General features: G+C 62.1%; 16 protein-coding genes. 10 read left to right on the top strand and 6 right to left on the bottom strand.

Annotated features, from left to right (window positions below; all coding sequences use genetic code 11):
- Positions 1–49: 49 nt before the first annotated feature.
- Positions 50–2,524 carry an ATP-binding protein gene (locus ABGM93_RS15360; RefSeq protein ID WP_321500984.1) on the bottom strand — a complete coding sequence of 825 codons (2,475 nt, stop codon included), beginning with the start codon at positions 2,522–2,524 and terminating at the stop codon, positions 50–52.
- 173 nt (positions 2,525–2,697) lie between these two features.
- Entirely contained in the window at positions 2,698–4,776 is a 2,079-nt protein-coding gene (locus ABGM93_RS15355; RefSeq protein ID WP_321505936.1) for an EAL domain-containing protein, read from the bottom strand.
- An 859-nt stretch (positions 4,777–5,635) separates the two neighbouring features.
- Here ABGM93_RS15355 and ffh point away from each other — a divergent pair.
- The 10 genes from ffh (at position 5,636) to ABGM93_RS15305 (ending at position 14,878) form a co-directional block, all read left to right on the top strand.
- Positions 5,636–7,129 (top strand): signal recognition particle protein, encoded by a 1,494-nt coding sequence (gene ffh / locus ABGM93_RS15350; protein WP_321334181.1) that lies wholly within the window; start codon positions 5,636–5,638, stop codon positions 7,127–7,129.
- A 101-nt stretch (positions 7,130–7,230) separates the two neighbouring features.
- The gene (gene rpsP / locus ABGM93_RS15345) at positions 7,231–7,641 is read left to right on the top strand and encodes a 30S ribosomal protein S16 (protein ID WP_319774515.1); all 411 of its coding nucleotides are present in this window, start codon (positions 7,231–7,233) and stop codon (positions 7,639–7,641) included.
- Between the two features lie 93 nt (positions 7,642–7,734).
- The gene (gene rimM, locus ABGM93_RS15340) at positions 7,735–8,316 is read left to right on the top strand and encodes a ribosome maturation factor RimM (RefSeq protein ID WP_321500981.1); all 582 of its coding nucleotides are present in this window, start codon (positions 7,735–7,737) and stop codon (positions 8,314–8,316) included.
- A complete protein-coding gene (locus ABGM93_RS15335) occupies positions 8,313–8,612 on the top strand; it encodes a putative quinol monooxygenase (protein ID WP_321500979.1) in 300 nt (99 codons plus the stop codon). The genes rimM and ABGM93_RS15335 overlap by 4 nt, the downstream gene beginning before the upstream one ends.
- A 3-nt stretch (positions 8,613–8,615) precedes the next feature.
- Positions 8,616–9,329: a tRNA (guanosine(37)-N1)-methyltransferase TrmD gene (trmD, locus tag ABGM93_RS15330; RefSeq protein ID WP_321500977.1), complete on the top strand. Its 714-nt coding sequence runs from the start codon at positions 8,616–8,618 to the stop codon at positions 9,327–9,329.
- A gap of 144 nt (positions 9,330–9,473) precedes the next feature.
- The gene (locus tag ABGM93_RS15325) at positions 9,474–9,827 is read left to right on the top strand and encodes a hypothetical protein (protein WP_321500975.1); all 354 of its coding nucleotides are present in this window, start codon (positions 9,474–9,476) and stop codon (positions 9,825–9,827) included.
- Positions 9,828–9,952: 125 nt separating this feature from the next.
- On the top strand, positions 9,953–10,417 hold the full coding sequence (gene rplS / locus ABGM93_RS15320) for a 50S ribosomal protein L19 (RefSeq protein ID WP_319774520.1): 465 nt from the start codon (positions 9,953–9,955) through the stop codon (positions 10,415–10,417).
- 485 nt (positions 10,418–10,902) lie between these two features.
- The gene (gene leuC, locus ABGM93_RS15315; protein ID WP_321500972.1) at positions 10,903–12,315 is read left to right on the top strand and encodes a 3-isopropylmalate dehydratase large subunit; all 1,413 of its coding nucleotides are present in this window, start codon (positions 10,903–10,905) and stop codon (positions 12,313–12,315) included.
- A gap of 260 nt (positions 12,316–12,575) precedes the next feature.
- The gene (locus tag ABGM93_RS15310; RefSeq protein ID WP_319774931.1) at positions 12,576–13,133 is read left to right on the top strand and encodes an HNH endonuclease; all 558 of its coding nucleotides are present in this window, start codon (positions 12,576–12,578) and stop codon (positions 13,131–13,133) included.
- Between the two features lie 317 nt (positions 13,134–13,450).
- Positions 13,451–14,878 (top strand): pilus assembly protein TadG-related protein, encoded by a 1,428-nt coding sequence (locus ABGM93_RS15305; protein ID WP_321500970.1) that lies wholly within the window; start codon positions 13,451–13,453, stop codon positions 14,876–14,878.
- 107 nt (positions 14,879–14,985) lie between these two features.
- Here the strand turns inward: ABGM93_RS15305 and acs are convergent, their stop codons facing one another.
- The 4 genes from acs to ABGM93_RS15285 all read right to left on the bottom strand — a co-directional run bounded on the left by acs (position 14,986) and on the right by ABGM93_RS15285 (position 19,089).
- The gene (gene acs, locus ABGM93_RS15300; protein WP_321500967.1) at positions 14,986–16,935 is read right to left on the bottom strand and encodes an acetate--CoA ligase; all 1,950 of its coding nucleotides are present in this window, start codon (positions 16,933–16,935) and stop codon (positions 14,986–14,988) included.
- Between the two features lie 270 nt (positions 16,936–17,205).
- Positions 17,206–17,829 (bottom strand): urease accessory protein UreG, encoded by a 624-nt coding sequence (gene ureG / locus ABGM93_RS15295; protein WP_319774527.1) that lies wholly within the window; start codon positions 17,827–17,829, stop codon positions 17,206–17,208.
- Positions 17,826–18,539: an urease accessory protein UreF gene (locus tag ABGM93_RS15290; protein WP_321505934.1), complete on the bottom strand. Its 714-nt coding sequence runs from the start codon at positions 18,537–18,539 to the stop codon at positions 17,826–17,828. The genes ureG and ABGM93_RS15290 overlap by 4 nt, the downstream gene beginning before the upstream one ends.
- Complete coding sequence (locus tag ABGM93_RS15285) at positions 18,532–19,089, bottom strand: urease accessory protein UreE (protein ID WP_321500965.1); 558 nt, start codon at positions 19,087–19,089, stop codon at positions 18,532–18,534. The genes ABGM93_RS15290 and ABGM93_RS15285 overlap by 8 nt, the downstream gene beginning before the upstream one ends.
- Positions 19,090–19,115: the final 26 nt, after the last annotated feature.

Below are 19,115 nucleotides of genomic sequence, written 5' to 3'. Positions count from 1 at the left end.
CAGATCTCTCAAGGGTCTGAAAACCGAAGGCCTCGCGCGCAGCGCGCGCTCAATCGCCGAGGTTGGACTGGCTCGTGTCGCGCAGGCGTTCGTTGAGCACCTCGCGCACACTGGAGACCTCCAGTTGCAATTCGCGCAGGCGTTCAAAGCCGTGACGCATGAACTCGTCCTCGTCGATCACTTCCAGACGGGAGCAGATCGAGTAGATGCCCTGCGCACCGATATTGGCCGCCCCGCTGCGCATGGCATGCGCCTGGCTCTGGAAGCCCTCCAGATCGCTCTCCTCGCAAAGGGCGGACAGCTGGTTCAACGTCTCTTCCGTATCACTGACGAAACCGCCGACAACTTCCTCGACGAATTCGGCCCCGCCAAGCTCCCAGAGGTTTTCCAGCGTATGCAGGTCAACCACGGCGCGACCGCTTGCGCGGAATTTCGGGTGCGCCGAAAGTCTCGCGACATTTTCGCCCTCCGTATCGGGAATGGAGTCCACATGTCCGACATCGTCGGCAATGATCTGCTCCATCTTGCTCAGCAGAACGGCCGGTTCGACCGGCTTGGTGATGCACTCCACCATTCCCGCCTCCAGACAGCGCTCCCGCGCGCTCGGCGTCGCATCCGCCGTCAGCCCGACAACCGGCACCGCCCTGCGACCCAGCGAGGCAAAGGCATAGAGCTTCATCGCCTCGATCCCGTTCATCACCGGCATGTTGAGGTCCATCAACACGATGTCGAAGCTGTGTCGGCTCAGCGCATCGAGCGCCACCTCGCCATTCTCGGCGATCTCCACATCATGACCGGCCTTTTCCAGGATCTTGGCGATGACCTTCTGGTTTGTCGGATTGTCATCAGCAACCAGAACCGCGCGCCGGCGACTTGAGATCAGCGGCGCGTTCTCGTCGCCGGACTTGCGGCTGACCCCCGTGACAACGGACATCTGCAAGGCCCGGCGCACCAGCGCGGGGTCCGGCTCTCGCGGAAGAATGGTGACAAATGCGCTGCGCCGCCAATCCGCAGGAATATCGTCGATTTTGTCCGAGATCAGGACCAGCGTGGGCGCAATCATCGGATCTTGCCCCGCCATCGCCTCGGCCAGGCTGCGCGCATCGTCGCCCAGGTCCCGCTCGTCGAGGAAGACGATGCAGCGACGGATCCCCTCCTGCGCCGCCTGTCGCATCAACCCCACCAGATCGGCCGCCCGGTCCGTCAGGGAAACGCCAACACCAAATTCGCTGAGCTGCTCCTTCAGAAGATCCTGCAGCCCGACATCTTCGCTCAGGGCGATGACCTGCCCGTCCCGCAACCGCGGCAGCCAGACGGCTTCGTTCTTGGTTGCCCCGAACTCCAGTTCGAACCAGAAGGTGCTGCCGCAATCCGGCGCGCTTTCAACCCCGATGGCGCCACCATGCAACTCGATCAGGCGCCGAACGATCGCAAGCCCCAGCCCTGTGCCCCCGAAGCGGTTGATGATCGTGTTGTCGGCCTGACTGAAATGCTCGAAGATCCGCGACTGCGCTTCCTTGGCGATGCCGATGCCCGTATCCGTCACCTCAAATCGGAGCCGCAGGCGCTCATGCGCATAGATCGGTTCTCTGTTCAGCACCGAGATGGCGACATCGACGGAACCGCTATCGGTGAACTTCACCGCGTTTCCGGCCAGATTGATCAGAATGTCGGACAGATGCCGCGCATCGCCGCTCAGGCGTTGGGGGGTGCGCGCGCTCATGTGGATCGAAAAGCGCAAGCCCTTGGCCTCCGCCTGTACCGCCACCGTGGAACGCACCTTGGCGAGCACGTCATAAAGCTCGAAGTCATTTGCCGTGCTCGGCATCTGCCCGGCCTCGATTCGCGAGAAATCGAGCACTTCGTTGATGAGGGTCAGAAGCGAATTGGCGGAGTTGCGAACCGTGGCCGCCATGTCTTTCTGTTCATCGTCCAGGCGCGTGCGCTGAAGCATGTCCGTCATGCCGAGGATGCCGTGAAGCGGCGTCCGAAACTCATGACTGACAGCGGCCAGAAACTGGCTTTTCGCCTCACTCGCCTGTTCCGCCGCCTTCTTGGCCTGCGACAGATCCCGGATAAGCTTGCTGGCGTAGAGCGGCAGGGCGATGATGCCCAGCAGAAGGCCGACCGCGATCCCGGTATTCGCCATCCAGTATGGTGAGTTCACCAGCGCGACGATGAAACACGGCACTCCGATGGCCATCGCGATGCGCAGGCTGCGCACGCCGAAACGAAAACCGTTGCCGAGAATGACCCACAGGTAGATCGGATAAAGCGCGGCGGTCGCCTCGCCGCCCACATAGAGACCGTAGCTCAAGCCCCCCAGATCGCAGAGCATCGCAACGATCCGGCGTGGCTCGTGCCGCTTCGGGTGATGGACCAGATGCGCCAGCAGGGCGAAGGACGCCACCGCATAGACAATATTGGTGATTACCGGCCCGGTCAGATCGACATCGTAGAGCGTCTTGGTGGCAGCGAGATAGAGCCCGATCAGCGAGGAGATGGCCACGCGATTATAGGCCATCTCATGTTCGCGATCGTCACTGGAACGCAATCGCGCCCACAGGGCCCTCATGCGGGCACAACACACGATTGCAACGCCGGCTGTGCGCCTGTCGAATTTTCTGCGATCCGAAGACATGCTACTCGTATCCTCAGCTCCCCCACCAACAACACGGTGTGAAAGCGCGTTTCTCCTCAGGCGGAATGGACGAGCCGGGCTTTGGGCCTGAACAGCTCGACGAACGTCTCCGACGGCTGAGGCCTTCCGAAATAGTAGCCCTGGACCTCGTTGCAGCCTTCCTTGCGTAGGAAGTCGGCCTGCTCCTCGGTCTCCACGCCCTCTGCCGTCACCGACAGGTTGAGGCTCTTTCCAAGACCGATAATCGCCTTGATGATTGCCGCGTCGTTGGGATCGGTCTCAAGATTGCGAATGAAACCCTGATCGATCTTGAGCCGGGCGACCGGGAACCGCTTGATGTAGCCGAGCGAGGAATAGCCGGTGCCGAAATCGTCGATGGAGAACCCGACGCCGAGCTTCTGCAGATAGAGCAGGTCCTCGGTCACCACGTCGGAGTTTTCCATCAGGATGTTTTCCGTCAGTTCCAGATCGAGCCGCTCCGCCGGAAGGCCGCTGGTCTCCAGCAATTCGATCACCAGCGCGCGCATGTTCTGCTTGCGGAACTGAACCGGCGACAGGTTGACCGCAATACGAAGCGGCGGCAGTCCCTCATCGGTCCACGCCATCGCCTGCCGACAGGCTTCGCGCATCACCCATTCGTTGATCGGAACAATCTGTCCGTTCTGCTCGGCCAGCGGCAGGAACACACCGGGCGAGATCAGGCCCTTTGTCGGGTGTTGCCAGCGCAAGAGCGCCTCCGCGCCGACGATCTCTCCCGTCGCCAGATCGACCTGCGGCTGGTAGAAAAGCCGGAATTCCTCGCGCTGAAGCGCGCGGCGCAGGTCGGCCTCCAGCACGATCGCATCGCGTGCCCGGTCGGCCATCCCCGCGGAGGAAAACTCGTATCCGTTGCCGCCATTCGACTTGGCCCGGTACATCGCGAGATCCGCGCTCTTCATGAGCGAATCCACATCCCCGCCGTCATCGGGATGCATGGAAATGCCAATCGAGGCGGTCGGGTTGATTTCGTGCCCCTCAAAGAACAAGGGCTGGCCGATTACGTCGATGATCTTTTCGGCCAGTTGCGTGGTCTCCGACGGCCCTTTCACGTCGCCCATCAGAATGGCGAATTCGTCTCCGCCGAGCCGGGCGACCATGTCGCCTTCGCGAACCGTCACGCGCAAACGCTGCGCGATCGCCTTCAGGAGCCGGTCGCCGACCGAATGGCCGAGCGCGTCGTTGACGCTCTTGAAGCGGTCGATGTCGAGCATCTGCAGACCGACCTTGCGATCGCCGCGCCGCGCCCGTGCGATTTCCTTGCGCAGCTGATCGCGGATCAACGTGCGGTTGGGAAGCCCCGTCAGCGCATCATGACGCGCGATATGCTGGAGATGGTTTTCGGCCGCCTTGCGATCGGTGATGTCGAGCGAGGAGGTCAGGATGCCGGTAATCGTGTTGCTCTGGTCCTTGAGCGGCGACTTGGTGGTCAGGAACACCCGCCGCTTGCCCTGCGCGTCGTTGAGTTCTTCCTCATAGGAGTTGAGCGGCTTGCCGCTGGTCAGGACCATGCGGTCCAGCGCCTTGTTGCGGCTGGCAGCCTCTTCGCCCAGCACATGGGACGAATCGTGGCCGACCACGCGTTCCGGATCGAGACCGGTGACCTTGCTGTGATAGGCGTTCACGAAGAGAAACTTGCCGTCGCAATCGGTTGCGCTGATCAACGCGGGCACAGTGTCGATGACCTGGGCCAGCTGATCGCGGCTGTCGCGGATGGTGCGCGCCAGTTCCTGCTCGCTGACTTCCAGCTCCCGTTCCAGATTGTTCGCCCTGTCCGCCAACAGAAGCTGCTGTTGACGCAATTTCAGCAGATTGCGTGCCCGCGTCACGAATTCACGATGATCGACCGGGCTTTGCAGGAAATCGGTCGCGCCCGCATCGAGCGCGGCGATCCGGTAGGCACGATCTTCGAAAACGGTGATGACGATGACCGGCACGTCGACAAGAGCGGAGATCCGACGCATGGCCGAAATGAACTCCGCCCCGTCCATGTGCGGCATGTTGTAGTCGGTGATAAGCAAATCGGGCGTATTCTCGCCCAGCCATTCCAGCGCCAGGCGCGGGTCGGCAAAAGCCTTCACCTCGGTTCCCGCCTCGATCGAGGCGGCAATTCGGGTGAAGATCTGCCGGTTGGTCGGTTGATCGGTTGATCGTCAACGATTACGACGAGCGACATCGAACAAACCTGCTGCTTTCGGCGGCCCGTCTTTCCCAAAGAAAGGTCGGGTGCGGTTTTAAAGATAAATCCGGCAGAAATCCTGCAAGACTGCCAGCGTTCCAAGCACGGAGCGCAACAGCACGCTCACGCAATTCATCGCGAGGCTGACACAAGAACCTTAAGAAGTATTACCGAGCAACGTCATAAGGACGATAGTTTGCGATCTTATCTATGAGGTCGGTTTTCATCTTTCTCTTCATGCGCGTTGTCCGTACAGATTCAGATGAAACGCCCCCTCTGTTTCGGCCCCTTCAGTCTCCCCGCCCGCCCGTTTCGACATATGATGGCCCGGGACGCGAGAAATTGACGGGCGCGGCAAGGAAACACACGGGGATCCGGCGCGCGCCCCGCGCCGTGTCCCTCACCCCGCCCTTTGGCTTGACTCCGGGCCGCCCTGCCCGTATTTTCCGCGCAACTCCTCACATGGAGAGACAATTCGACCAGCCGACCGGGGCCCGCTCAGGTATAAACAGAGCCCGGAGGTCAACATCCGCCAGCGAGTTTCGCCCGCGGATGTCGTCGTCGTTTGTGCATTGTCGCGTCCGGGAAATGCCCGGATCGTCGGACACGCACTTGCGGCGAAAACCCCGTGGCTGGTTGCAGGTCTCTTCCAGGGAACCACATTCAGGCATGCGGGCCTCCCGCCTTCCTGAAACAGCCGACCGGCTCTTTGACGGACCTCACGCGAAACACAGCGTGCCATTGAAGAGCGATCGACCAGACAAAGACTTGAGACGGATATGTTCGAGAGCCTGTCAGACCGCCTGAGCGGTATCTTCGACACCCTGACACGCCGCGGCGCGCTGAGCGATGCGGACGTGACAACGGCGCTGCGCGAAGTTCGCCGCGCGCTGATCGAAGCCGATGTCTCGCTCGATGTTGTCCGCTCCTTCACCGACAAGGTCCGCAACCGCGCCATCGGCCACGAAGTGGTGAAATCCGTCACCCCGGGCCAGATGGTGGTCAAGATCGTCCACGATCAGCTCGTGGAAATGCTGGGCTCCGAAGCCGCTCCCATCGATCTGAATGCCGCGGCTCCGGTCGCCATCATGATGGTCGGCCTTCAAGGTTCAGGTAAGACGACGACTTCGGGCAAGATCGCGCTCCGGTTGACCAACCGTGAGAAGCGCAAGGTCCTGATGGCCTCGCTCGACACCCGCCGTCCCGCCGCCCAGGAACAGCTGAAGGTTCTGGGCGAGCAGAACGGCATCGACACCCTGCCGATCATTGCAGGTCAGTCGCCGACCGAGATTGCCCGGCGCGCCGAAACCGCCGCCCGCCTCGGTGGCTATGATGTCGTGATCTTCGATACCGCCGGCCGCACCCACATCGACGAACCGTTGATGGTGGAGATGGCCGAGATCAAGCAGATCGCCAAGCCGCACGAAATCCTGCTGGTGGCCGACAGCCTGACGGGTCAGGACGCCGTGAACCTTGCGCGCAGCTTCGACGAACGCGTCGGCATCACCGGCATCGTGCTGACCCGTATGGACGGCGACGGGCGCGGCGGCGCGGCCCTCTCCATGCGTGCTGTCACCGGCAAGCCGGTCAAGCTTGTGGGTACGGGCGAAAAGTCCGACGCGCTGGAAGAGTTTCACCCCGGCCGGATCGCCGACCGTATCCTCGGCATGGGCGACATCGTCTCGCTGGTGGAAAAGGCTTCCGAGGCCATCGACGCGGAAAAAGCCGCGAAGATGGCGAAGAAGTTCAAGAAGGGCGAATTCGACCTCGACGACCTGTCCGACCAGCTCCAGCAGATGGAAAAGCTCGGCGGTATGTCCGGCATGCTCGGCATGCTGCCCGGCATCGGCAAGATGAAGAAGCAGCTCGACGCCGCCAATCTTGATGACAGCGTCCTCAAGCGGCAGCGCGCCATCATCTCCTCAATGACCAAGAAGGAGCGTCAGGCCCCGAAGCTGCTCAATGCCAGCCGCAAGAAGCGCATCGCGGCAGGCTCCGGCACCCAGGTGCAGGACGTCAACAAGCTGCTGAAGATGCACCGCCAGATGGCCGACATGATGAAGGCCGTCGGCAAGAAGAAGGGCGGCATGATGGGCGCGCTCGGCGGGATGATGGGCGGCGGCGGCATGCCCCAGATGGATCCGGCCGAGATGGAGCGCCTGGCAAAGCAGATGGGCGGCCCCGGCGGCATGCCAAGCCTGCCTCCCGGCGGGCTGCCTGGCATGCCCGGAGGCGGCTTTCCCGGCCTTCCCGGCATCGGAAAGAAGAAATAGCCCGATTTGGAAATTCCGCCCTGTCGCGATCGATCGTGACAGGGCGGCACGTGAATACCGAAACAAGACACAGATAACGATCTCAAGAAGGACTGATATCCATGGCCCTCAAAATCCGCCTCGCCCGTGGTGGCTCCAAGAAGCGCCCCTACTACCGTATCGTCATTGCCGACGCGCGCTCCCCGCGCGATGGCCGTTTCCTGGAAAAGGTTGGTTCCTACAACCCGCTGCTGCCGAAGGATTCCCCGGAGCGCGTCGTGCTGGTGACCGAGCGCATCCAGCATTGGCTGGACAACGGCGCACAGCCGACCGATCGCGTCCTGCGCTTCCTTGATGCTGCCGGCCTTGCCAAGCGTCCGGCCCGCAACAACCCGAAGAAGGCCCTGCCGGGCAAGAAGGCGCAGGAGCGTCTCGAAGCCAAGCGTCAGGCCGAGGAAGAAGCGGCTGCCGCTGCTGCCGAAGCCGCCGCGGCTCCGGCCGAAGAGGGTGGTGAGGAAGCTGCCGCCAGCTAAGCGGCTCTTCATAACTGCACGATTTGAGACGGCGCCCGCGTCCGGCATTCGACCGGCGCGGGCGTTGTTGCCTTGAACGGGAAAACACAGCCCATGGCCTCTTCCGACCGTGTCCTGATGGCCGAGATCGGTGCTGCCCACGGCATTCGCGGCGAAGTCCGGGTCAAGCCTCACGGTGACGATCCGATGGCTTTGGCGGACTATGGGCCGCTGGAGACCGAAGACGGATCCCGCAGCTTCGAGATCCTGTCATTGCGCCCGCAAAAGCACATGCTGATCGTCCGCTTCAAGGGCGTGAATGATCGCAACGCTGCCGAAGCCCTGACGCGCACGAAGCTCTATGTGGCGCGCGAAAGGCTCCCCGAGCCGGACGAGGACGACTTCTACCACGCCGACCTCATCGGGCTGCCGGTCTATGACGAAAGTGGTGAGCTTCTCGGCAAGGTCGCGACCATCGCGAATTTCGGCGCAGGCGATCTTCTGGAAATCCGCCCCATCGGTGCCACCAGCTTCTTTCTGCCCTTCACGCGCGAGGCCGTGCCGGAAATCGATCTGGCGAACGGACGCATCCTCGCCGTCCCGCCCGAAGGCCTTTTCGCCCCCGGGGAGCCGGAGCCGCAGGATGGCATGCAGGGCGATGAAGCGGCGGACGATGCGGGAACGCCTGCGTCATGATCATCGTATCCGGCACGTTTCGCATGGATCCGGAACGGATCGAAGACTGGCGTTGCCACGCATCGGCAATGCTGGCCGCAACGCGAGCCGAGCCCGGTTGCCGCGTCTATTCCTACGCCCATGACGCGGAAGACCCCGGCCTCATCCGGGTCTACGAGGAATGGGAGAACCGCGAGACGCTGGCCGCCCATTTCAAGACCCAGCACATGAAGGTGTGGCGGGAAGCCCTTGAAGAACTCGGAGCCTATGCGCGCAATCTGCGCGCTTATGAGACCGACGAAGGGGAACCTGCCTGAGCCATGTTCCGCGCAACCGTCCTCACCCTCTATCCGGAAATGTTCCCCGGACCTCTTGGTCTCAGCCTGGCCGGAAGGGCGCTGGAAAATGGCGCCTGGTCGCTTGAGGCCCGCAACATCCGCGATGTGGCGACCGACCGTCACCGCACGGTCGACGACACGCCCGCCGGAGGTGGCGCCGGAATGGTGCTCAAGCCCGACATCGTGGCCGCGGCAATCGATGCCGCCTGCCCGGATGGCGACACCCGCCCCCGCCTCCTGATGAGCCCCCGCGGCAAGCCCCTTGACCAGACGCGTGTGCGCGAACTGGGCGCGGGGGAAGGAGCGGTCATTCTGTGCGGACGGTTTGAGGGCGTGGACGAGCGGGTGATCGAGGCGCGCGGATTGGAAGAGGTCTCCATCGGAGACTACATCCTGTCCGGCGGCGAACTCGGTGCGATGGTGTTGCTGGATGCGATCGTGCGCCTCTTGCCCGGTGTGATGGGCAATGCGGAATCCGGCGAGACGGAGAGCTTCGAGACGGGCCTTCTGGAACACCCTCATTATACGAGGCCGCAAGTCTGGGAGGATCGGCCAATCCCGGACATTCTCCTTTCCGGCGACCACGGCCGAATTGCCAAGTGGCGGCTGGAAAAGGCTCAGCATCTGACCCGGCAGCGCCGCCCGGACCTGTGGCAGAATTACGCACCCCCTCAAACCGGCAAGAAACGCAAATAGAGCCTGCCCGGTCCGCCAAGACACGGGATCTTGAGAGAATTTTCTTATCCTTTTGCGCCCATGATGCTCTGACAAGGCGCTTTCGCCCATGCCAAGGCGTTTTCCCCGGCATCGGCAAAGGACATTTTTCTCAAGGATACTGCGATGCCCATCATTCACGACGCCCCGGACTTCCCCGGTTTTTCCCGTGCATTCCTGGAGAAATTCGTCGATTCCATTGCCCTCGCCCTCGCCCTCAGGAACCACTTTCATTCCAGCGGGGACAACATCGTTCAGGATGATCTGGATACCCTGCATTCCATCTGTTTCAATGGGTTGACGACATTGGAGGATCCCCAGCCGCTGGAGGTGGACGGCAGGCAGGCCCATGTTCATTACGGGTTTTCGGATGCCCTGCATCAGCCATCGGAAATCCGCCTTTCCGACGACCGCGCGCTGCTTCATGGCGCACTGGATGACGAGCTGCTCGCCAACGCCATTCGAAAAGCGCTGCTCTAGGCGGTTTTCCGCGAAAAACCGCATGACTTTGGCACAAAGCTCCTGTATACGACGCGCCTTGAGCCCCGCCGTGTTCTCACGTTGGGGGCCAATCCTATCGTGACACGAAGAACGAGAGACTTGTCATGAACATCATTGAACAGCTCGATGCCGAGCAGATGGCGGAGATCGCCGAAAAGCGCCAGATCCCGGCGTTTTCCCCCGGCGACACGATCCGCGTGAATGTCCGCGTTACCGAAGGTACGCGCACCCGTGTGCAGGCCTATGAAGGCGTCTGCATCGCCCGTTCCGGCGCCGGCCTGAACGAGAGCTTCACGGTCCGCAAGATTTCCTATGGCGAAGGCGTCGAGCGTGTCTTCCCCATCTACTCGCCGCTCGTCGAGGGCGTCGAGGTCGTGCGCCGCGGTAAGGTCCGCCGCGCCAAGCTCTATTACCTGCGCGGCCGCCGCGGCAAGTCCGCCCGCATCGCGGAAGCCACCAACGTTCGCGCCAAGCGCCTGAACGAAGAGCAGCGCAACGCCGCTATCGAAGCCAAGGCTGCCGCCGAAGCTGCGAAGAAGGCCGCTGCGGAAGAGACGAGCGCGGAATAAGCGCCGTTTGAGGTTTGAGCCGGGCCACGGCCCGGTTCGCACCAGCGCCCGCCCTCACCCGAGGCGCGGGCGCTTTGTTTTTGGCGAGACGCATGATGCGCTCGCTCACCGCCTGAAGCTTTGGCGCGCCAGCCTTGCGCAGCGGGCCACAGACACGCGGTTATCCTTGAAACTGCTGCGCCGGACAGTCATATTGCCCGCCAGTATCTCAAATGGGCAGCCCCATGAACCGGGTCATGACACAGAGCTTGAATGCGAGGCGGGCGAGCCAATGCGCCTGCCCGGGTGCGTGTGCGCCGTCGGCATTCGCCCTGTTTCACGATCACGCACGCCTGCCCTGGCGTTTTCACGCCCTTCTCAACGTCTCCAACGGCATCCTTATCGGCTGACTTTTTGCCGGGCTGCGCCTTTTCATCAGCGCCGCGGCCCGAACCGCGCTGCCAGTGGATGCCGTGCATTCAGAATTTTCCGGGAGAGAAAGACCCATGAGTGAAGCCAAGACGCTGTATGACAAGATCTGGGACGACCACTTGGTCGATATGCAGGAAGACGGAACGGGCCTGCTCTATATCGACCGCCATCTCGTCCATGAAGTGACCTCGCCGCAGGCCTTTGAGGGCCTGCGCATGACCGGTCGCGAAGTCCACGCGCCGGGCCGTACGCTCGCCGTCGTCGACCACAACGTGCCGACCACCGACCGCTCGCACGGCATCGACGATCCGGAATCCGCGCTGCAGGTCCAGACGCTGGCCGACAACGCCAAGGAATTCGGCGTCGAGTACTATTCGGAGACCGACCGCCGTCAGGGCGTCGTCCACATTGTCGGTCCCGAACAGGGGTTCACCCTGCCGGGCATGACCATCGTGTGCGGTGACAGCCACACCTCCACGCATGGCGCTTTCGGCGCGCTCGCCCACGGCATCGGCACCTCGGAGGTGGAACATGTTCTCGCCACCCAGACGCTGATCCAGAAAAAGGCGAAGAACATGCGGATTACCGTCGACGGCAAGCTGCCGGACGGCGTGACCGCCAAGGACATCATCCTCGCCATCATCGGCGAGATCGGCACCGCCGGCGGCACCGGCCATGTGATGGAATATGCGGGCGAAGCCATTCGCGCGCTGTCCATGGAAGGCCGCATGACGGTCTGCAACATGTCCATCGAGGCGGGCGCCCGCGCCGGTCTGATCGCGCCGGACGAGGCCACCTACGCCTATATCAAGGGTCGCCCGAAGGCCCCCACGGGTCAGGCCTGGGACATGGCCAAGGCCTATTGGGAAACGCTCTATTCCGACCCGGACGCCAAGTTCGACCGGGAGGTGCATCTGGATGCGGCCAACTTGCCGCCCACCGTCACCTGGGGCTCGTCGCCGGAAGACGTTGTGTCCATCACCGGCGTCGTGCCGAACCCGGACGACATCCAGGATGAGGGCCGCCGCACCTCCAAGCATCGCGCGCTCGACTATATGGGCCTGACGCCAGGCACGAAGATGACCGACATCGAGATTGATCGTGTTTTCATCGGATCCTGCACCAACGGTCGCATCGAGGATCTGCGCGCCGCGGCGGAGATTGCAAAAGGCCAGAAGGTTGCCGAGCGCGTCAGCGCGATGGTGGTGCCGGGCTCCGGTCTCGTGAAGGCGCAGGCCGAGGCGGAAGGTCTCGACAAGATCTTCATCGAAGCGGGCTTTGAATGGCGCGAGCCGGGCTGCTCCATGTGCCTTGCCATGAACGCCGACAAGCTTGCTCCCGGTGAGCGTTGCGCCTCCACCTCCAACCGCAACTTCGAAGGCCGTCAGGGCTTCAAGGGCCGTACGCACCTCGTCTCTCCGGCCATGGCGGCAGCGGCTGCGATTGCCGGCCGTTTCGTCGATGTTCGCGAGTGGCCGAAGGCCTGATTCGCTTGCTTTGACAGCACAAAACGACACTTGCGGGCGCCTTAGGGCGCCCGTTTTTCATGCGCGCCGCCCGGCAGCGCACAAAGCGCCGAATTTTCGAATTCGGATTCGCTCAGGATTTCAAGCCACAAGCGCGCGGTAAAACAGCGACGTCGCCGCCACGCGCGCTCACCCCTATGTGGCTTCACAACAGCGTCACGCTGGCCTTACACTATCCCTGCGCCTTTAGGGCGGCTTATGCCGGAAAAAGGAGCGTGGGTGTGAATATCGCCGTGCCGACGGGAGCCCATCCGGTTCTCGTGCTCAACGCGGACTACAGACCCTTGAGCTATTATCCCCTGTCGCTGTGGGCGTGGCAGGATGCGATAAAGGCTGTCTTTCTCGACCGGGTCAACATCGTCTGCGAATATGACGTCATGATCCGAAGTCCGAGCTTCGAGATGCGCCTGCCAAGCGTCGTGTCGGTGAAGAATTACATCCGGCCGACCAGACACCCCGCCTTTACCCGCTTCAACGTTTTCCTGCGCGATCGTTTCCAGTGCCAGTATTGCGGCTCCCGCAACGATCTCACCTTCGATCATCTCATTCCGCGCTGTCGCGGAGGACAGACCACCTGGGAAAACATCACCACCGCGTGTTCCCCCTGCAACCTGCGCAAGTCGCACAAGTCCTGCCGCGAAATCGGCATGTCTCCGGCCCTCCCCCCCTATCGCCCCACCGTGCAGGACCTGCACAGAAACGGCCGCCTGTTCCCGCCGAATTACCTGCATGAGAGCTGGCTGGACTTCCTCTACTGGGATACCGAACTGGAACCCTAGGAAACGACCACAGCCGCCCCCAAAGCCCGGTTTCCGCGCAGGGAGTATGGGCGCGCGAAGGGGATGGTCAGATTTCGATAGATAAAACCACGCTCTGCGTCTCCCCCATTGCCGGTTTTAACGGCAATGAAGGGGTTTGTGTGACAGTTTTCATCGAAGACAACGTTGAAGACTTGGCGAACCACTCATTCTGACCGTTACAGAGCCCCGCGTTTTTCCCAACAGCACGCGAGAACCAGCGGCCCGCCGCCGCGCTGACGCTAGGTTTGGCGGAAACCTTCGGGCTCTGGACGGCGCAGCTCTGGAAGAGGACGACAATGCGCTCTGGCAATTCGACTGCGTTTACGGCCCTGCTCAGGCGGTTTGCCCATGATACGTCAGGCGCGATCGCCATCGTATGGGCGCTGGCCTCAATCGTCGTTGTGGGCATGGTTGGCGCGGCAATCGACTATTCGCGAACCGTCAACGTCAAGGAAGAGATGACGATGGAACTCGACGGCGCGGTGCTCGCCGGGGCACGTTTTCTCGCAAGCTCCACCAACATCGCGGCTTCCAAGCAGCATATCGTCGACACATTCACCCAGACGGCAGCCCTCGCCATCGGAGACGCGGCGAAGTTTGAGATTTCACCTGCCGATGTGACCATCAACGAGACCGAAGGAACAATCACCGCCACGGTGAGGGGACAAGTCCGGACCGCCTTCATGAAAGTGCTCGGCATCGAGACCATGGACGTCTCTGTCACATCGCAAGCCAATTATGCCGACAAATATCTGGAAATCGCGCTGGTCATCGACGTGACGAGATCCATGTTGGACTCTGACGGCAGCGGATCGACGCGCCTCGCATCGCTCAAGAAGGCCGCAAGGGCGCTTATCGACACGCTTATTCCCGACGACACCTCTGACCGTGTGCGCATCTCCATCATTCCCTACAGCCAGGGCGTTCGCCTGAGTTCGTCTGATGCCTCCACCGTCACGAATGGCTATTCGGCACGCTGCGTGACCGAACGCGTCGGCAGCGAACGTTACACCGACGCTCCCTACACCGCGGAATTCATCGGTGGGGGTTCTGGCTACATGATCGACCGGTCACCCGACTATATGAAACCGGAGGACGTTCCGGAGTACTATGATCGCCGCGGAGCCAGCTTTGGTGCCTGCCCATCACAAGAGGTTCTGCCTTTGACGCAGAACCGTCAGACGTTGCTGGACACGATCGACGCCATATCAGCGGTCGGCGGCACTGCGGGGCAGACCGGAATTGCCTGGGGCTGGTACACTCTGTCTCCGAACTGGAACAATCTCTGGCCGACAGCCAGCGAACCACTCCCTTACGGCAATGAAGAAACGCTCAAATACATGATCCTGATGACGGATGGTGAATTCAACGACGTCTACAAGACCATCGACATCACGGAAAGGCACTGCACCTGGTACTATCCCTTCAGATGTACAACAACGACCAAGACCTGGTGGTACGAGCACTACGACCAGAACTGGGACTCAGCGAACCGCGCAAAAAATCTTTGCTCAGCGATGAAATCATCGGCCGCCAACCAGGGCGAGGGGATCGCGATCTATTCCGTCTATTTCAACCCGACGTCGAACGCGGCGGCCGAAGCAACGATGAGTGACTGCGCCAGCAGCGACTCCAAGTTCACCTACGCTGCAAACGGTCAGGCGCTGACCCAGACATTCGTCAAATACGCCAAGGAAATCCAGCAGCTCTACCTGTCGAAATAAATCAAAGCAGCCGACACGCAAAAGGGGGCGCAGCCGGATCATCGGCTGCGCCCCCTTTTCGTTTCACATGTTCCTGAACCGGCTCAGGCGCTGGCGCGGTGAAGTCCTCAGGCGCTGGCGCGGTTCTGGCGGTTATCGATCAGATCGCCAACCACACCCGGATCGGCAAGCGTCGAGGTGTCGCCCAGATTGTCGAAGCTGTCCTCGGCGATCTTGCGCAGGATGCGGCGCATGATCTTGCCTGAACGGGTCTTCGGCAGGCCCGGCGAGAACTGGATCAGATCCGGCGAGGCGATCGGACCGATCTCCTTCCTGACCCACGTCACCAGTTCCTTCTTCAGCTCGTCGGTCGGCTCCTCGCCTTCCATCAGGGTGACATAGGCATAGATGCCCTGCCCCTTCAGATCGTGCGGATAACCCACAACCGCGGCCTCTGCGACCTTCGGATGCGCGACCAGCGCCGATTCCACTTCCGCCGTCCCCATGCGATGGCCGGACACGTTGATCACGTCATCGACGCGACCGGTAATCCAGTAATAGCCATCCTCATCGCGGCGGCAGCCATCGCCGGAGAAATACATCCCCTTGTAGGCGGAGAAATAGGTCTGCATGAAACGCTCGTGGTCACCATAGACGGTGCGCATCTGACCGGGCCAGGAATCCAGCAGAACCAGATTGCCTTCCGTCGCCCCTTCCAGGATGTTGCCTTCCGCATCGACCAGCGCGGGCTGGACGCCGAAGAAGGGCAAGGTCGCGGAGCCGGGCTTGAGATCGATCGCACCGGGAAGCGGCGTGATCAGGATGCCGCCGGTCTCCGTCTGCCACCAGGTGTCGACAATCGGGCAACGCCCTTCGCCAACCACGTTGTAGTACCACATCCAGGCTTCCGGATTGATCGGCTCGCCGACCGACCCGAGGATGCGCAGCGACTTGCGCGAGGTCTTGGTCACCATTTCCTCGCCCGCCCCCATCAAGGCGCGGATCGCGGTGGGCGCGGTGTAGAAGATGTTGACCTTGTGCTTGTCGACCACCTGCCAGAAGCGCGAGGCGTCCGGGTAGGTCGGCACACCCTCGAACATCAGCGTCGTCGCGCCATTGGCGAGCGGACCGTAGACGATGTAGCTGTGGCCCGTGACCCAGCCCACATCCGCCGTGCACCAGTAGACCTCGCCGTCATGGTAGTCGAAGATATACTGGTGGGTCATCGAGGCGTAGACGAGGTAACCGCCGGAGGTGTGCAGCACCCCCTTGGGCTGGCCCGTCGAGCCGGATGTGTAGAGGATGAAGAGCGGATCTTCCGCGTTCATCTCCTCCGGCTCGCAGCGGCCGGACACATTGGCGACCGCGTCGTGGTACCAGATATCCCGGCCATCCTTCATGGCGATGTCGCCGCCGGTGCGCTTGACGACAATGACCTTCGGCTGCGCACAGGAAAGCCGTTCGCAAGCCGCATCCACATTGGCTTTCAGCGGCACCTTGCGTCCACCGCGCAAGCCTTCATCGGCGGTCACGACCAGCGAGGATTCGCAGCCCTCGATACGACCGGCAAGGCTGTCGGGCGAGAACCCGCCAAAGACGATGGAGTGAATGGCGCCGATACGCGCGCAGGCCAGCATCGCATAGGCCGCTTCCGGGATCATCGGCAGATAGAGCGTGACCCGGTCGCCCTTCTTGACGCCCGCGTCCTTGAGCACGTTGGCGAACTTGTTCACCTCCGCATGAAGCTCGCGATAGGTGATCACCTTGTGCTCGGACGGATCATCGCCTTCCCAGATGATCGCCGGTTGATCGGCCTTTTTTTCAAGATGCCGGTCAACGCAATTGGCCGAGACGTTCAGCGTGCCGTCCTCGAACCACTTGATCGACACGTTATGCGGGTCATACGAGGTGTTCTTCACCTTCGTGTAGGGCTTGATCCAATCGATCCTCTTGCCATGGCGGCCCCAGAAGCCTTCCGGGTCTTCCACGGACTGCTGATAGAGGTCGCGATAGGCGTCCTTGTCGATCAGTGCGTTCTCGGCAATGTCTGCGGGGACCGGAAATACGGTATCGGACATCGGCAACCTCCCAATTGCGTCTTGCATGCTCCTGTCTCGACGGCATGCTGTCTATCGTGGGCATTATGCTTGCCCAAGCAAATGGCGTCCATATCGCGTGCCAACAACTTTGGTAGGAAATCACCTCCGTCCGTTTAGACGGAAAACGATCCCGCAATTCCAAAGCTGGACCCATACAGAGCATATGGAGCGCGGACCTGAACCTGCCACTCCTTCATGCTTGCCATGGTCACGGCTTCGCGATTGCAGCCACCGGGACTGCACACAAAATCAGGCGGCGCGCGCCAGTCCGCCCTTGGCGAGGATGAAGTCGACGACCTCTTGCACCCCTTCCCCCGCCTTGGTGTTGGCGAAAACGAAGGGCCGCGCCTTGCGCATCATCTTTGCATCCCGGTCCATGACGGCAAGATCCGCGCCGACCAGCGGGGCGAGGTCGATCTTGTTGATGACGAGGAGATCGGAGCGCGTGATGCCCGGCCCGCCCTTTCGCGGGATCTTGTCGCCCGCCGAGACATCGATCACATAGATCGTCAGATCCGCAAGTTCCGGCGAAAACGTCGCCGCCAGATTGTCCCCGCCGGATTCGATCAGGATGATGTCGAGATCGGGAAAGGCCGCGTTCAGTTCCGCAATGGCGGCGAGATTGATCGAGGCATCCTCGCGGATCGCGGTATGCGGGCAGCCCCCCGTCTCCACCCCGCGAATGCGTTCCGGTTCCAGCGCGCCGGAGCGGGTCAGAAACTCCGCATCTTCCTTTGTGTAGATATCGTTGGTGATCGCCGCGATCTGGAACGTGTCGCGCAGGCTCTTGCACAGCGCATCCATCAACGCAGTCTTGCCGGAGCCGACAGGCCCGCCGATACCGATGCGCAGGGGTCCATTGGGAGACGTCATGAGCGAAACAGCCTCGTGTACTGGGTTTCGTGGAGCTGAGAAGAGATGTCGGCGCGAAAGGAGGCCGATCCGAGATCGTCGAGCGACGCCACCAGCGCCTCGCCAGCCACATCCGCAATAACGGGTTCAAGGGCGGCAAGCACCCGCTGGCCGTCGCTCTGACCAAGCGGCACGGCCCTTACGGCAGCGGAGACAAGATTTGCGGCAAAGGCATGCAGATAGGCGGAAACGGCAAGCTCGGCATCGATGTCATGGGCCGCACAGTGGACACCGACAGCGATCGCATAGGCCCAGCGGTCAATACCATCGCCGCCCTTCAGGGCCAAGAGCCGGTCTGCCATTGCCTCACCGGCCGGCCATGCGGCCTCCAGCGCGACGACAAAGGCCGCGCCCTGCGCGGTCGCTTCCAGATGGCGCTCCCTGGAGGGCTGGAGGGCCACGGCGAGGTCCGCCATCTCGCGCACGGCGATCAGATCCCCCGCCAGAAAAGCCTCATGCACCCGCGCCAGCAGGATCGCATCGCTGCGCCCGGAGCCGTGGCGCATCATGTCCGAGATCCAGGCTCGCAGACCCTGCGCATCCGCGACCGTGCCCTCCTCCACCGCCCATTCCAGCCCGTGGCTATAGGTGAAGGCCCCGACAGGAAAGGAAGGCGACATCCAGGCCAGCAAACGGTAAAGCGCCGCGTCTCGTCTGGAAGCGTCAGTCATGGTGATGATGATGGTGCCCGTGATCGTGATTGTGATCGTGGGAATGACCATGCGCGTGATCATGCGAATGCCCATGCTCGTGGCCATGCGCGTGCCCGTGATCGTGGCCATGCACGGCGCCGTGGCCATAGGCGCCGCCTTCGGGATCGAAGGGCGCGTTGATGACCGCGACATCGCCGCCGAGCTTGACCACCATATCCTCGATCACATGATCGCGCCGGATCCGCAGCCGGTCGCCCAGCAACTGGGTCGGCAGGTGGCGGTTTCCCAGATGCCAGGCGATCTTGACCAGATGCCCCATGTCGTGGGCGGCGATCTCCACCAGGGCTTCCGGCGCGGCGGCCACCTCCACCAGTCGACCATCCTCCAGCTCCAGCGCATCGCCCGCCCGCAAGGCCACCGCCTTGGGCAGATCGAGCAGGAATTCCAGCCCGCCGTCCCCCGTCATCGCCATGCGGCGACGGTGACGGTCATCGTGGTCGAGTTCGACCTTGTCTGAAGGCGAGCCCGTCCACGCCCCGGCGTCATGCACCTTCGTTGCCCGGATCATCATTCTTCCTCACATGTTGGCGACGT

Source organism: Breoghania sp., from assembly GCF_963674635.1.
Classification (GTDB): Bacteria; Pseudomonadota; Alphaproteobacteria; order Rhizobiales; family Stappiaceae; genus Breoghania.
This window is presented reverse-complemented; position numbering and strand designations above follow the sequence as displayed.

Bases quoted from the DNA above. Each gene is read 5' to 3' on its own strand.
- trmD (WP_321500977.1), top strand. From the start codon at position 8,616: ATGTTCCGCGCAACCGTCCTCACCCTCTATCCGGAAATGTTCCCCGGA.
- rplS (WP_319774520.1), top strand. From the start codon at position 9,953: ATGAACATCATTGAACAGCTCGATGCCGAGCAGATGGCGGAGATCGCC.
- acs (WP_321500967.1), bottom strand. From the start codon at position 16,935: ATGTCCGATACCGTATTTCCGGTCCCCGCAGACATTGCCGAGAACGCA.
- rimM (WP_321500981.1), top strand. From the start codon at position 7,735: ATGGCCTCTTCCGACCGTGTCCTGATGGCCGAGATCGGTGCTGCCCAC.
- ffh (WP_321334181.1), top strand. From the start codon at position 5,636: ATGTTCGAGAGCCTGTCAGACCGCCTGAGCGGTATCTTCGACACCCTG.
- rpsP (WP_319774515.1), top strand. From the start codon at position 7,231: ATGGCCCTCAAAATCCGCCTCGCCCGTGGTGGCTCCAAGAAGCGCCCC.
- ABGM93_RS15290 (WP_321505934.1), bottom strand. From the start codon at position 18,539: ATGACTGACGCTTCCAGACGAGACGCGGCGCTTTACCGTTTGCTGGCC.
- ABGM93_RS15335 (WP_321500979.1), top strand. From the start codon at position 8,313: ATGATCATCGTATCCGGCACGTTTCGCATGGATCCGGAACGGATCGAA.
- ABGM93_RS15285 (WP_321500965.1), bottom strand. From the start codon at position 19,089: ATGATCCGGGCAACGAAGGTGCATGACGCCGGGGCGTGGACGGGCTCG.
- ABGM93_RS15305 (WP_321500970.1), top strand. From the start codon at position 13,451: ATGCGCTCTGGCAATTCGACTGCGTTTACGGCCCTGCTCAGGCGGTTT.
- ABGM93_RS15325 (WP_321500975.1), top strand. From the start codon at position 9,474: ATGCCCATCATTCACGACGCCCCGGACTTCCCCGGTTTTTCCCGTGCA.
- leuC (WP_321500972.1), top strand. From the start codon at position 10,903: ATGAGTGAAGCCAAGACGCTGTATGACAAGATCTGGGACGACCACTTG.
- ureG (WP_319774527.1), bottom strand. From the start codon at position 17,829: ATGACGTCTCCCAATGGACCCCTGCGCATCGGTATCGGCGGGCCTGTC.
- ABGM93_RS15360 (WP_321500984.1), bottom strand. From the start codon at position 2,524: ATGGCCTATAATCGCGTGGCCATCTCCTCGCTGATCGGGCTCTATCTC.